Origin of the sequence: Streptomyces sp. NBC_01571, assembly GCF_026339875.1 — a bacterium.
Classification (GTDB): domain Bacteria; phylum Actinomycetota; class Actinomycetes; order Streptomycetales; family Streptomycetaceae; genus Streptomyces.
Map to the genome: position 1 here is coordinate 7,238,336 of NZ_JAPEPZ010000001.1, position 13,394 is coordinate 7,251,729.

The following is a 13,394-nucleotide window of genomic DNA, read 5'->3' on the forward strand; positions in this document are numbered from 1 at the left end:
GAGCACTCGATGAGCACGCGATGAGTACGCCCATGAAGTAGCGACGGTCCGGACGCAACCCGGACCTAAAAGGAGCGAAGTGGCTAAGGTCCGGGTATACGAACTCGCCAAGGAGTTCGGGGTTGAGAGCAAGGTCGTCATGGCCAAGCTCCAGGAGCTCGGTGAATTCGTCCGTTCGGCGTCGTCGACGATCGAGGCGCCCGTAGTACGCAAGCTGACCGATGCCCTCCAGCAGGGCAACGGAAGCGGCAAGCCCGCCGCACGCAAGGCTGCCCCGGCGAGGCCGGCAGCCCCCTCTCCCGCGCAGGCCGCCCGTCCGGCTGCCCCGCGCCCGCCGGCCCCGAAGCCGGCTGTTTCCGAGCGGCCCGCCGCCGCGCCGGTCACCCCGGCCGCGCCGGGTCCGCGCCCGACTCCGGGTCCCAAGCCCGCTCCGAAGCCCGCTCCCGCGGCTCCGGCGCCGGCCGCGCCCGAGTTCACCGCGCCCCCGTCGGCTCCCGCGGCTCCCTCGGCTCCGGCCGCGGGTCCCCGTCCGGGTTCCGCCCCGCGTCCCGGTGGCCAGGCTCCGCGTCCCGGTGCCCGTCCCGCCGGTGGTCCCGGCCAGGGTGGCCAGGGCCGTGGCGACCGTCCCGAGCGCGGCGACCGTCAGGGCGCCCCGCGTCCCGGCGGCCAGTCCGCGCGTCCCGGTGCCCGTCCGGCCGGCCCTCGTCCGGGCAACAACCCCTTCACCTCGGGTGGCTCCACCGGCATGGCGCGCCCGCAGGCGCCCCGTCCGGGTGGCGCGCCCCGACCCGGTGGCGCCGGTGCTCCCGGTGGTCCGCGTCCGCAGGGCGCGGGCGGCCAGGACCGTGGTGCCCGTCCCCAGGGCGGTCCCGGCGGCGCTCCGCGTCCGCAGGGCGGTCCGGGCGGTGCCCGTCCGACTCCGGGCGGCATGCCCCGTCCGCAGGGTGGCGCTCCGCGTCCCGGCGGTGGCCCCGGTGGCAACCGTCCGAACCCCGGCATGATGCCGCAGCGTCCTGCTGCGGGTAGCCCCCGTCCCGGTGGTGGCCCCGGTGGCCGCGGTCCCGGTGGCGGCGGCGGTCGTCCCGGTGGTCCCGGTGGCGGTGGCGGTCGTCCGGGCGGTGGCGGTTTCGCCGGTCGTCCCGGTGGTGGCGGCGGCGGCTTCGCCGGCCGTCCGGCTGGTCCCGGTGGCGGTGGCGGCGGTTTCGCCGGCCGTCCGGGTGGTCCCGGCGGTGGCGGCGGTGGCCGTCCCGGCTTCGGCGGTCGTCCGGGTGGTCCCGGTGGCCGTGGTGGCACACAGGGTGCGTTCGGCCGTCCCGGCGGTCCGGCGCGTCGTGGTCGCAAGTCGAAGCGGCAGAGGCGCCAGGAGTACGAGGCCATGCAGGCCCCGTCGGTCGGCGGCGTGATGCTGCCTCGCGGCAACGGACAGTCCGTCCGCCTGTCGCGCGGTGCGTCCCTCACCGACTTCGCGGAGAAGATCGGCGCCAACCCGGCGTCGCTCGTCGGCGTGATGATGAACCTCGGCGAGATGGTCACTGCCACGCAGTCCGTCTCCGACGAGACGCTGAAGCTCCTCGCGGACGAGATGAACTTCGTCCTCGAGATCGTCAGCCCCGAGGAGGAGGACCGCGAGCTGCTCGAGTCCTTCGACATCGAGTTCGGCGAGGACGAGGGCGACGAGGACGACCTCGTGGTCCGTCCGCCGGTCGTGACCGTCATGGGTCACGTCGACCACGGTAAGACCCGCCTTCTCGACACCATCCGCAAGACGAACGTCGTCGCGGGCGAGGCCGGCGGTATCACGCAGCACATCGGCGCGTACCAGGTCGCGACCGAGGTCAACGGTGAAGAGCGCAGGATCACCTTCATCGACACCCCTGGTCACGAGGCGTTCACCGCCATGCGTGCCCGTGGTGCCAAGTCGACCGACATCGCGATCCTCGTGGTGGCGGCCAACGACGGCGTGATGCCCCAGACGATCGAGGCGCTGAACCACGCCAAGGCGGCCGACGTGCCGATCGTGGTCGCGGTCAACAAGATCGACGTCGAGGGTGCCGACCCGACGAAGGTGCGCGGTCAGCTCACCGAGTTCGGTCTGGTGGCCGAGGAGTACGGCGGCGACACGATGTTCGTCGACATCTCCGCCAAGCAGGGTCTGAACATCGACTCCCTGCTGGAGGCCGTGGTCCTGACCGCGGACGCCTCGCTCGACCTGCGGGCCAACCCGGAGCAGGACGCGCAGGGTATTGCGATCGAGTCCCACCTCGACCGCGGCCGTGGTGCCGTTTCGACGGTCCTGGTCCAGCGCGGCACGCTGCGCATCGGCGACACCATGGTGGTCGGCGACGCGTACGGCCGTGTCCGGGCGATGCTCGACGACAACGGCAACAACGTCGAGGAAGCGGGTCCGTCGACCCCCGTCCTGGTCCTGGGTCTCACCAACGTCCCGGGCGCCGGCGACAACTTCCTGGTCGTCGACGAGGACCGCACGGCGCGTCAGATCGCCGAGAAGCGGGCGGCGCGCGAGCGCAACGCCAACTTCGCCCGCCGGGGTGTCCGGTTCTCCCTGGAGAACCTGGACGAGGCCCTCAAGGCCGGTCTGGTGCAGGAACTCAACCTCATCATCAAGGGCGACGCGTCCGGTTCGGTGGAGGCTCTCGAGTCCTCGCTGCTCCAGCTCGACGTCGGCGACGAGGTCGACATCCGTGTCCTGCACCGCGGTGTGGGTGCGGTCACCGAGTCCGACATCAACCTGGCGACCGGCTCCGACGCCATCGTCATCGGCTTCAACGTCCGCGCCGCGGGCCGCGCGGCGCAGATGGCGGAGCGCGAGGGTGTCGACGTCCGGTACTACTCGGTGATCTACCAGGCCATCGAGGAGATCGAGGCGGCCCTCAAGGGCATGCTCAAGCCGGAGTACGAGGAGGTCGAGCTCGGCACGGCGGAGATCCGCGAGGTCTTCAAGTCGTCCAAGCTGGGCAACATCGCCGGTGTCCTGGTCCGCTCGGGCGAGGTCAAGCGCAACACCAAGGCGCGCCTCGTCCGCGACGGCAAGGTCATCGCGGAGAACCTCAACATCTCCGGGCTGCGTCGCTTCAAGGACGACGTCACCGAGATCCGCGAAGGCTTCGAGGGTGGTATCAACCTCGGAAACTTCAACGACATCAAGGTCGACGACGTCATCGCGACGTACGAGATGCGCGAGAAGCCGCGGTCGTAACGCAGTGGCTCGAGCTGGCCGGCGGTGAGAAATCACCGTCGGCCGGCTTGCTGTTTGAAGATCGCGCGGTTCCCCGTGCCCTTTCGGGGCGCGGGGAACCGCGCGACGAGCCCCCACCGGCCCGCGGCCGGAGAAACAGACCCACGGGGTCCGGGGCGAAGCTTCCGGAGACGGGACGGGCAGGGGCGGCGGGGGTGAAAAACCCCGGCGAGCAACCCACCGGTTCGTTGTACGGTTCAGATGTCCCTGCCAAGTGCGATTGGCAGGCCATCTATCCCGTACCGGCGGGACATCCGGTTACACATGTATGTGGGGACGCTGTCCTTCGATCTGCTCCTCGGCGATGTCCACTCGCTCAAGGAGAAGCGCTCTCTCGTCCGCCCGATCGTCGCCGAACTCCGGCGGAAGTACGCGGTCAGCGTGGCGGAGACGGGCAACCAGGACCTTCACCGCAGGGCCGAGATCGGTCTCGCGGTGGTCTCCGGAGACACCGAGCACCTCACCGACGTACTGGACCGGTGCGAACGGTTCGTCGCTGCGCGGCCGGAGGTGGAACTGCTCTCGGTACGGCGCAGGCTCCACACAGACGAAGACTGACGAAACAAGCAAGGCGAAGAAGGAGACGGACCAGTGGCCGACAACGCGCGTGCCAAGAGGCTGGCGGACCTCATCCGAGAGGTCGTGGCCCAGAAGCTGCAGCGCGGGATCAAGGACCCGCGGCTCGGCACCCACGTCACCATCACGGACACCCGGGTCACCGGTGACCTCCGGGAGGCGACCGTCTTCTACACGGTGTACGGGGACGACGAGGAGCGCGCGGCCGCGGCCGCGGGCCTGGAGAGCGCCAAGGGCGTGCTCCGCTCCGCGGTCGGCGCGGCGGCGGGCGTGAAGTTCACCCCGACCCTCACCTTCGTCGCGGACGCCCTGCCGGACACCGCCAAGACCATCGAGGACCTGCTCGACAAGGCACGGGCCTCCGACGCCAAGGTGCGTGAGGTCTCGGCGGGAGCCACCTTCGCCGGTGACGCGGACCCGTACAAGAAGCCGGGCGACGAGGACGAGGACGACGCCGCCGAATGACCCAGAAGCTCCGGACGCCCGACGGGCTTGTCATCGTGGACAAGCCGTCGGGCTTCACTTCGCACGACGTGGTCGCCAAGATGCGGGGCATCGCGAAGACCCGCCGCGTCGGCCACGCCGGCACCCTCGACCCCATGGCGACGGGCGTGCTCGTCCTCGGCGTCGAGAAGGCCACCAAGCTCCTCGGGCACCTCGCGCTCACCGAGAAGGAGTACCTCGGTACGATCCGGCTCGGCCAGAACACGCTGACGGACGACGCCGAGGGCGACCTCACCTCCTCCACCGACGCCTCCGGGGTGACCCGGGAAGCCGTCGACGCCGGGATCGCCAAGCTCAGCGGCGCCATCATGCAGGTGCCGTCCAAGGTCAGCGCGATCAAGATCGACGGCGTGCGCTCCTACAAGCGGGCACGTGAGGGCGAGGACTTCGAGATCCCCGCCCGCCCGGTCACGATCTCGTCGTTCACCGTGTACGACGTCCGGGACGCCGTGGCCGAGGACGGCACGCCCGTCCTGGACCTGGTCGTCTCCGTGGTCTGCTCGTCCGGGACGTACATCCGGGCGCTCGCCCGCGACCTCGGCGCGGACCTGGGCGTCGGCGGCCATCTCACCGCCCTGCGCCGCACCCGTGTCGGCCCGTACAAGCTGGACTGCGCGCGCACCCTCGACCAGCTCCAGGAGGAGCTGACCGTGATGCCGATCGCGGAGGCCGCCACCGCCGCGTTCCCGCGCTGGGACGTGGACGACAAGCGGGCGCGGCTGCTGCTCAACGGCGTGCGCCTGGAGATCCCCGAGGAGTACGCGGGGGCGGGCGCCGTGGCCGTCTTCGATCCGGCGGGCCAGTTCCTGGCGCTGGTGGAGGAACAGAAGGGGAAGGCCAAGAGCCTCGCCGTCTTCGGCTGAGGCCCGCGACGTCCTTCCAGGGCCGCGACCTCCCTGCGGCTCCCGCGAGTGCCTGCGGGCCGCCCGGGTGCGCGCCCTCGGAAGAGACCTCTCGCCCATGGAGCGGCGGTCACGGGGCTTCGCGCCCGCCGCTCCATGGTCCCCCCTCGGTTCCCCCACCCAGAGGTGTATCCATCCACCCCGCCCTATTCACCCCATCGGGCAGGCGCTCGGAGTGAACCGAGGGAGCGGAAGGGGGCGCGTTCACCACGCGATCTGTCCCGCTGATCACCTCGCGCCTACCGTCGGAGGAACGGAGCGCGGCGGGGAGGTTCGAACATGGCGGCACGAGGCCCGCGGACGGGGGACGAGCAGCCACCGGACGCCATCGACCGCGCGCGGGACGAAGGCCTGGTGCGCATCTGCGACCTGGCCGGACGCCCGCGCGGCACCGGATTCGTCGCCGACCACCACGGCACGGTGATCACCAGCCACGAGGCCGTGGACGGTCTGGCCCGCCTCGTCCTCCACGCCCCCGGCGACCGCAGTGTGGTGGTGGGGGCCGACGCCGTGACCCTCCTGCCCGCCGCGGATCTGGCACTCGTCCGTACCCGGGGTCTCGACCTCGACCCGCTCCCCATCACCGTGCGGGACCGGGTCGGGACCGGCACGTACGTCAGGATCGCGGCGGGCGGCTGGCGCGAGGCGCGGGTGCTCGGCAGCACCGCCGTGACGTACACGGCCACCGACCGTTTCCACCTGCTCGGCGAGGCGCTGGAACTGGCGATCGGCACAGCGGGCGCGGACGCGCTCCGGCTCGGCGGCGGGGCGGCCGGAGGCCCGGTGCTGGACGTGTCGACCGGGACGGTGATCGGCGTCGTGGGCACCGCGCTGCACGGGGCGCACCCGGCGGCCCGGTTCGCCGTCCCCCTGCGCACACCCGGCGTGCGGGGAGCGCTCGCCGCGCTGCTGGCCCGCAACGCCGCGACCGTGCCCGCGTACGGTACCGATCTCAATCCGGCCGGGGTGCTGGAGCTCACGGCGACCTCGGTCGGCTCCGACGGACCGGGGGCGACGCCCGCGTCCGGTACCGGTGAGGAATCGTCCACCACCGTCGAACGAACCGCCGTCCTCGGGGAGTTCGAGTCCTTCGTGCGCGGCCCGGCCGCCGTTCTCGGTCTGGTCGGCCCGCCCGGCAGCGGCCGTACGACGGAGCTGGCGGCCCTCGCGGCCCGCCGCACCGGCGGCGCCGAACCGGCCCCCACGCTCTGGTTGCGGGGAGCCGACCTCCTCACCACGGACGCCTCCGTCGCCGACGCGGCGGCACGGGCACTGGAGCGGGCGGGACGGATCGTGGCCGCCTCGCGGGAGGGGGTGCCCGGGGACTCGGAAGTGCTGCCTCCCGGCGGATACGGCGGTGAGCTGGGCGACATCGGCCCGGAGCGCCTCGCCTCGCTGGCCCGGGACACCGGACGTCCGCTGCTGCTCCTCCTCGACGGTCCCGAGGAGATGCCGTCGGCCCTCGCCCACCGGCTGCCCGACTGGACGGCGGGCACGGCCGAGTGGCTGGGGGAGACCGGGGCGCGGCTCGTCGTCGCCTGCCGGCCGGAGTACTGGGAGCAGGCGGGGGCGCACTTCCCGGCGGAGCTTCTGCACCGGGCCGCCGGGGCCCGCCCGGAGCCGCTGCTGCCGTCGTGCGTCCGGCTGGGTGATCTCACGGAGGAGGAGGCACGGCGGATCCGGACGCGGGCCCGGATCCCCGAGGGCACGCTGCGGGCCGCGGACGCACGGCACCCGCTGACCCTTCGCCTGCTGGCCGAGGTGCGGGCCGCGGTGCCGGACGCCCCGGCCGGGTGTCTCGACCGGCACGACGTCCTCGGTGCCCATCTGGACCTGATGTGCCTGCGCGTCGCGGTCCGGCTCGCGGCGGCGAACGGGGTGCGCGGCACCGCCGTACGCCGCCTCGCCGCCCAGGTCTCCGGCCGGGTGCACGAGGCCGCGCGGCGCTGTCTGGGGCCGGGGCAGGGCCAGTTGGACCGCGAGTCCTTCGAAGCCGTCTTCCCCTGGGGTCCGGCTCCGGGGCGCCGTTCCGGCCGGACCACCGGGTGGGCCTCCGCCGTCCTCACCGAACGCCTCCTGGTCCCCGCGGGCAACGGCTACCGCTTCGCCCACGAAGAACTCGCCGACTGGATCCAGGGCACCCACCTGGACCTGGACGCGGCCCTGCACGCCCTGGTCCACCGGAGCCGTGACACGGTCCCGCCCGCGGCGGTCCAGGAGCCGACTCCGTCCGGGACGGAAGCCGAGCGGGTGCCCGCCCAGCGGACACCTCCGCCGGCCGGGACGGGACCGCGGGCCGTGCCGGGGCCGGTGACCGGGTCGGGCGCGCCGCGCCGCCGCCGGTCCCGGGGCTCCCGGCCCGCCGTCCGCACCGCTCCGGGCCTCCTCGCCGTCCCCCGACACCGCATCGGACCGGTCGTCGAGGCCCTGCTCATCGAGGCCCGTCAACAGGGTGCGCCGGCGCTGACCCCTCGACTCGAAGAACTGGTCCACGCCCTGGACGCCCTCGTGCCGGACGCGCCCGCCCCGGCGGAGGACCCGGTCTGGTGGGCCGCGCGGCTCCTCGGCGACGTCGTGCTGCGGTTGCCCGACGCGACTCCGTACACGGGGGTCCTGAGGCTGCTCGCCGAGCGGATCGTGCGGTGGCGGGCGGAGGGCCGGGGTGTTCCGGCGGAGTTCGGGCCGGCCTTCTGGGAGGCGCTGCCGCTGTCGGGGACGGAGCGGCTCGACCTGCTCAGGAGTCTGGTCGTCGCGGACGAGGCACCGCACCAGGCGGACCTGGCCGGCCCGGCTCCGGCCGGCACGGTGCCGGGGGAGACAGCCCTGACGGGCAGGGTGCGGCTCGGCACGACCCCGTCCGGCACGGTGCCGGGGGAGACAGCCCTGACGGGCAGGGTGCGGCTCGGCACGACCCCGTCCGGCACGGTGCCGGGCGACACGGCCCCGATGGACAGGGTGCGGCTCGGCACGGCCCCTGACGGCGCACCATCGGGCGACGCGGCGCGGGACGCCGGCGCCACCGCAGGTGCGGCACCGGAGGGTGCGGCAGCTGCCGATGGAGCACGGGAGGGCGCGGCCACGGACGGCGTCGGCCCTCTCGACGAGGTCCCCGACGGCTGGGCCGCCGCCCTCCGCCGCACGCCGGGAAACTCCCGCACGTCGGCAGGTACCGGGACGCGTGCGGGCACCGGTACGTCGGGGGGCTCCTGCGCGCCGGGAAGCTCCCGTACGACGGCAGGCACCGGGACGCCGGCGGGTACCGGGACGTCGGAGGGTACCGGGACGCCTGCGGGCTCGTGCATGCCTGAAAGCTCCCGTACGAAGGCAGGCGCCCGCATGTCGAAAGACTCCCGCGCGCCCGAGGACACCCGTACGCCCCGCTACCTGGACGCCGTGGCCCGGCTCCTCGCCGCCGACCCCACGGGCGTGGCACCGCACCTCATCAGCTGGTTCGACGACGACCGCCCCCTGCCCGCGACTCCCCACGCGACCGTGGCCACCGCGGCCCAGGCGCTGCTCTACGCGCACCGGCGCCGAGCCCTGGACGACCTGGCGGAGGCACTGGTGGACAGCGCGCACCGCCGGGCCGACGAGCTGCTCGCCGCGCTCGCCGAGGAGGAGCCGTCGGCGGTCTGCCGGGCCGTCGACCGGTGGGCCCACGACACGAGGCCGGCCCGGCGGGTGGCGGCGGTGGCGTACGGACTGCGCGCCGCGCCGCACGTACGCACCGAGGCCGACCGCGCCCTGCTGCGCTACGCGGCGCTGGCTCTGCTGGCCCGCCCCGCCGACTGCACACTGCACGGCGGAGCGCTCGGCCTGCTCGTGCGGGATCCGCGGAGCCGGGCCGCATATCTGCCGCAGGCGCTGGAGCGGTTCGCGGCGGGCGATGCGCAGATGCCCGCCCGCGCCCTGGTCCCCGCCCTCACCACGCACCCCGACCCGGTGATCGCCGCGTTCCGGGCCCGGCTGCGGCAGCCCGGCGCGGATCCTGCCGAGGCGCTGCGCACGCTCGCCGACGTCACCACGCCCGCGCTCGCCCACCGTGTCGCCGCGCTCGTACGGGAGATGGTGGAGCTGCGCCCGGAGGCCGCCGCGCACATGGCCGCGTATGTCGACCGTCGTCTCGCCCACGGGTCCGCCGCGCGCACCGCGCTCTTCCCACTGGTCACGGGTCTGCTGATCGGCTGTCCGGCCCCGGTGCGGGCGGCCCTCGCGACCGTGCTGGCCGCGCCGGGCAGCCGCGCCTCCCAGGAGCTGCGGCGTGAGCTGCTGGACCTGCTGCTCGCGCACGAGCGGGACCCGGCCGTCCTCGGCACCCTGCTGCGGGCCGCCGCGGAGGGCATGGACCGCCGGGGCGAGGAGCCCACCCGGGAACTGGTGCACCGGACGGGCCGACTGCTGGTGCGCACCCCCGCGGGAGCCACCGCCTTCGACCGCGGTCTCGTCGAGCTGGCCCGCAAGGTGCCGGGATTCGCCGCCGTGGTGGCCGCCTGGCTGGCCGGCGCCCCCGAGGAGTGGGCCGGGGTGGTCGGTCCGAGCACCCGCCGCATGATCGAGAATCTGGCCGGTGTGCGGGTCCCCGCTTGAGTCAGGCCTTGGTCAGGTTCTCGTGCTCCGCGTCACAGCTCGATGCCGATGCGAACCGGGGGCACGCGGCATGGCACCCTTAGAGCTGCGAATGAGGCAATCACGGACACGGGTTCGACAAGGAGCGGTCACAGTGCAGCGCTGGCGTGGCTTGGAGGACATCCCCCAGGACTGGGGGCGCAGCGTCGTCACCATCGGTTCCTACGACGGGGTGCACCGCGGACACCAGCTGATCATCAGGCATGCGGTGGACCGGGCCCGGGAGCTGGGTGTGCCCTCCGTCGTGGTCACCTTCGACCCGCACCCGAGCGAGGTCGTCCGCCCGGGCAGTCACCCGCCGCTGCTCGCCCCGCACCACCGCCGCGCCGAGCTGATGGCCGAACTGGGCGTCGACGCGCTGCTGATCCTCCCCTTCACGACCGAGTTCTCGAAGCTGTCGCCCGCCGACTTCGTGGCGAAGGTGCTGGTCGACAAGTTGCACGCGAAAGCCGTCGTGGAGGGCCCGAACTTCCGCTTCGGCCACAAGGCCGCCGGCAATGTCGACTTCCTGCGCGAGCAGGGCGAGACGTACGACTTCGAGGTCGAGGTGGTGGAGCTGTACGTGAGCGGTGCGGCCGGCGGCGGTGAGCCCTTCTCCTCGACCATGACCCGACGGCTGGTCGCCGAGGGCGACGTGGAGGGCGCGCGCGAGATCCTGGGCCGCCCGCACCGGGTCGAGGGCATCGTCGTCCGCGGCGCCCAGCGCGGCCGCGAGCTCGGCTTCCCGACGGCCAACGTCGAGACCCTCCCGCACACCGCCATTCCCGCCGACGGCGTCTACGCCGGCTGGCTGCACGTCGGCGGCGAAGCGATGCCCGCGGCGATCTCCGTCGGCACGAACCCGCAGTTCGACGGGACCGAGCGCACGGTGGAGGCCTACGCCATCGACCGCGTCGGCCTCGACCTGTACGGCCTGCACGTCGCCGTCGACTTTCTCGCCTTCGTCCGCGGCCAGGCCCGGTTCGACTCCATCGAGGCGCTGCTGGAAGCGATCGGCGACGACGTGAAGCGGTCCCGGGAACTGATCGAGGCGTACGGGGCCCTGTAGCCGTCCGGAACGCAGCCGCGTGGCCGGTGCCCCTCACCGGGCACCGGCCACTCCCGTTTCGGCACGCGGGCCGCCCCCGTGCCGCGGGGCGGGCCGCATCCCGATCTCACCGGAGCCGAAGCGGGAGCCGGGGCGGGAGCAGGAGCGGGAACCGGCACCTTGGCCACGCGCGTTCGACGTGGAGGGCCCCGAGCCACCGCGACCGGTCACCCGCGTCGCCGCGACCAGTCACCCGAGTCGCGTGTCGGCCCGCACGTCGCGTGTCGGCCCGCACGCCAGGTACCGGCCCGCACGTCACGTGTCGGCCCGCACGCCAGGTACCGGCCCGCAGGCCATGTACCGGCCCGCACGTCACGTGTCGGCCCGCAGGCCAGGTACCGGCCCGCACGTCACGTGTCGGCCCGCACGCCAGGCAGGCCACGTGCCGGCCCGCACCTCACATACCGGCCCGCGCCCCCGCCCAGTGGCACGCCACCTGTGCCTCTCCGCCGCCGCCCAGTACCGGCAGGTCTTGCCCGCGGCACGCGTCCGCGACGCCCGCGCGTTCGGCCTCCCCGCTCGCCAGGATCTGGCAGCGCGCGTGGAAGCGGCAGCCCGAGGGGATGCGGGAGGGGTCCGGGGGCTCACCGGTGAGCACGACCGGAGCGCCCGGCGACTCCGGGAGAACGGACAACAGGGCCTGGGTGTACGGGTGTCGGGGTGCCGTCAGGACCTCGGCGACCTCGCCCGTCTCCACGATCCGGCCCAGGTACATCACCGCGACCCGGTCGGCGATGTTCCACGCCAGGCCCAGGTCGTGGGTGACCACCAGGGCGGACAGGCCGAGTTCGGCGCGCAGCCGCAGGAGCAGGGCGAGGATCTCGCCCCGTACCGAAGCGTCGAGGGAGGCCACCGGCTCGTCGGCGACGATGAGTTCGGGCTCCAGGACGAGCGCACCCGCGATGACGACGCGCTGACGCTGGCCCCCGGACAGTTCGTGCGGGTAGCGCAGGAAGAAACGCTCCGGGGGACGCAGGCCGGCCCGGGAGAGGGCCTCCCCGACGGCCGCCCGTTCGTCGCCTCCGTATCCGTGGATGCGCAGCCCCTCGGCCACCGCGTCGTACACCGTGTGGCGGGGGTTGAGCGAGCCGCTCGGATCCTGGAGGACCAGCTGGACCCGCTTGCGGTAGGCCTTCAGGGCGCGCGAGGAGTAGTCGAGCGGTTTGCCGTCGAAGGTGACACGACCGCCGCTGGGCGGGACGAGGCCGAGCAGGGAGCGGGCGAGCGTCGTCTTGCCGCAGCCGGACTCGCCGACCAGCGCGACGATCTCGCCGCGGCGGATGTCGAGGTCGACCCCGTCGACGGCACGGGCGCGGGCGGCGCCGTGCCGTCCGGGGAAGGAGACGTGCAGTCCCTCGGCGCTGAGCAGCGGCGGCGCGAGCGCTGGCGCCGGTGCCGCCGCCGGTACGGGGGACGACGGCGCGGGCGGGTTCGTCATGACGTGCTCCTGACTGGTTCTGCCGTTCCCGCGGGCGTGTCCACATGTACGCAGGCCGCCCACCGTCCCGCGCCCGCGTCCCGCAGTCCCTGGTCCTGGTCGGCGCACGAGTCCAGCGCCACCGGGCACCGGGGGTGGAACGTACAGCCGGAGGGGAGCGCTGACGGGTCCGGGGGATCGCCGGGCAGGCCGCGCGGCGCGAACCGCGAGGCGCTGTCCCCGATGCGCGGAAAGGCCGCGGACAGGGCCTTGCCGTAGGGGTGCCGGGCGTTGTCGTACACCTGCCGGGCGGGGCCCTCCTCGACGACGCGGCCCGCGTACATCACCGCGAGCCGGTCGCAGGTGTCGGCCAGGACCGCGAGGTCGTGGCTGATCATGAGAAGGCCCAACTCCTGCTCGCTCACGAGCTGTTCGATCAGGCGGAGGATCTGCGCCTGGATCATCACGTCGAGCGCCGTGGTCGGTTCGTCGGCGATGACGAGCCGGGGGTCGCACGCCAGCGCCATGGCGATCATGACGCGCTGGCGTTGCCCGCCGGACAGCTCGTGCGGGTAGGCGTCCGCCCGGGCGGCGGGCAGGCCCACGTGTTCCAGCAGTTCGCCGGTCTTCCTCCTGGCGGCCGCCGGGGTCGCCTTCTTGTGGAGCAGGATCGGCTCGGCGATCTGGTCGCCGATGCGGTGCACGGCGTTCAGCGAGTGCATCGCTCCCTGGAAGACGATCGAGGCGCCCGCCCAGCGGACCGCCCGCACCCGGCCCCACTTCATCGTGAGCACGTCCTCGCCGTCGAGCAGGATCTCCCCGCTCGTGCGGGTGCCCGCGGGCAGCAGCCGCAGCAGCGCGAGGGCCAGCGTGGACTTGCCGCAGCCGGACTCGCCCGCGATACCGAGCTTCTGTCCCGCGTCGAGCGAGAGGTCCACGCCGCGGACGGCGGCCGCCCCGCCCGCGTACGTCACCTCGAGGTTCCTGACCGCCAGCAGGGGCTGCCTGGCGGGAGTGTTCATCGGA

General features: G+C 73.7%; 8 protein-coding genes. 6 read left to right on the forward strand and 2 right to left on the reverse strand.

Translation table 11 applies throughout. The features are described 5' to 3' along the window. Positions 1-79 precede the first annotated feature (79 nt). The 6 genes from infB to OHB41_RS32705 all read left to right on the forward strand — a co-directional run bounded on the left by infB (position 80) and on the right by OHB41_RS32705 (position 10,912). Positions 80-3,217 carry a translation initiation factor IF-2 gene (infB, locus tag OHB41_RS32680; protein WP_266701830.1) on the forward strand — a complete coding sequence of 1,046 codons (3,138 nt, stop codon included), beginning with the start codon at positions 80-82 and terminating at the stop codon, positions 3,215-3,217. Between the two features lie 303 nt (positions 3,218-3,520). Further along, complete coding sequence (locus OHB41_RS32685) at positions 3,521-3,814, forward strand: DUF503 domain-containing protein (protein WP_153288273.1); 294 nt, start codon at positions 3,521-3,523, stop codon at positions 3,812-3,814. A 33-nt stretch (positions 3,815-3,847) separates the two neighbouring features. Further along, complete coding sequence (rbfA, locus tag OHB41_RS32690) at positions 3,848-4,297, forward strand: 30S ribosome-binding factor RbfA (protein WP_266701833.1); 450 nt, start codon at positions 3,848-3,850, stop codon at positions 4,295-4,297. Next, positions 4,294-5,199, forward strand: a complete 906-nt coding sequence (truB, locus tag OHB41_RS32695) for a tRNA pseudouridine(55) synthase TruB (RefSeq protein ID WP_266701835.1) — start codon at positions 4,294-4,296, stop codon at positions 5,197-5,199. The genes rbfA and truB overlap by 4 nt, the downstream gene beginning before the upstream one ends. Before the next feature lie 318 nt (positions 5,200-5,517). Then, on the forward strand, positions 5,518-9,825 hold the full coding sequence (locus tag OHB41_RS32700) for a trypsin-like peptidase domain-containing protein (RefSeq protein ID WP_266701837.1): 4,308 nt from the start codon (positions 5,518-5,520) through the stop codon (positions 9,823-9,825). Between the two features lie 133 nt (positions 9,826-9,958). Next, complete coding sequence (locus tag OHB41_RS32705; RefSeq protein WP_266701839.1) at positions 9,959-10,912, forward strand: bifunctional riboflavin kinase/FAD synthetase; 954 nt, start codon at positions 9,959-9,961, stop codon at positions 10,910-10,912. Positions 10,913-11,348: 436 nt separating this feature from the next. Here the strand turns inward: OHB41_RS32705 and OHB41_RS32710 are convergent, their stop codons facing one another. Then, entirely contained in the window at positions 11,349-12,389 is a 1,041-nt protein-coding gene (locus OHB41_RS32710; protein WP_266701841.1) for an ABC transporter ATP-binding protein, read from the reverse strand. After that, positions 12,386-13,390, reverse strand: a complete 1,005-nt coding sequence (locus OHB41_RS32715) for an ABC transporter ATP-binding protein (RefSeq protein ID WP_266701843.1) — start codon at positions 13,388-13,390, stop codon at positions 12,386-12,388. Before OHB41_RS32715 ends, OHB41_RS32710 begins: the two co-directional genes overlap by 4 nt. Between the last annotated feature and the right edge of the window lie 4 nt (positions 13,391-13,394).

Excerpts from the sequence above, each read along its gene's own strand:
- OHB41_RS32685 (WP_153288273.1), top strand. The coding sequence starts at position 3,521 with ATGTATGTGGGGACGCTGTCCTTCGATCTGCTCCTCGGCGATGTCCAC.
- truB (WP_266701835.1), top strand. The coding sequence starts at position 4,294 with ATGACCCAGAAGCTCCGGACGCCCGACGGGCTTGTCATCGTGGACAAG.
- OHB41_RS32700 (WP_266701837.1), top strand. The coding sequence starts at position 5,518 with ATGGCGGCACGAGGCCCGCGGACGGGGGACGAGCAGCCACCGGACGCC.
- OHB41_RS32710 (WP_266701841.1), bottom strand. The coding sequence starts at position 12,389 with ATGACGAACCCGCCCGCGCCGTCGTCCCCCGTACCGGCGGCGGCACCG.
- OHB41_RS32715 (WP_266701843.1), bottom strand. The coding sequence starts at position 13,390 with ATGAACACTCCCGCCAGGCAGCCCCTGCTGGCGGTCAGGAACCTCGAG.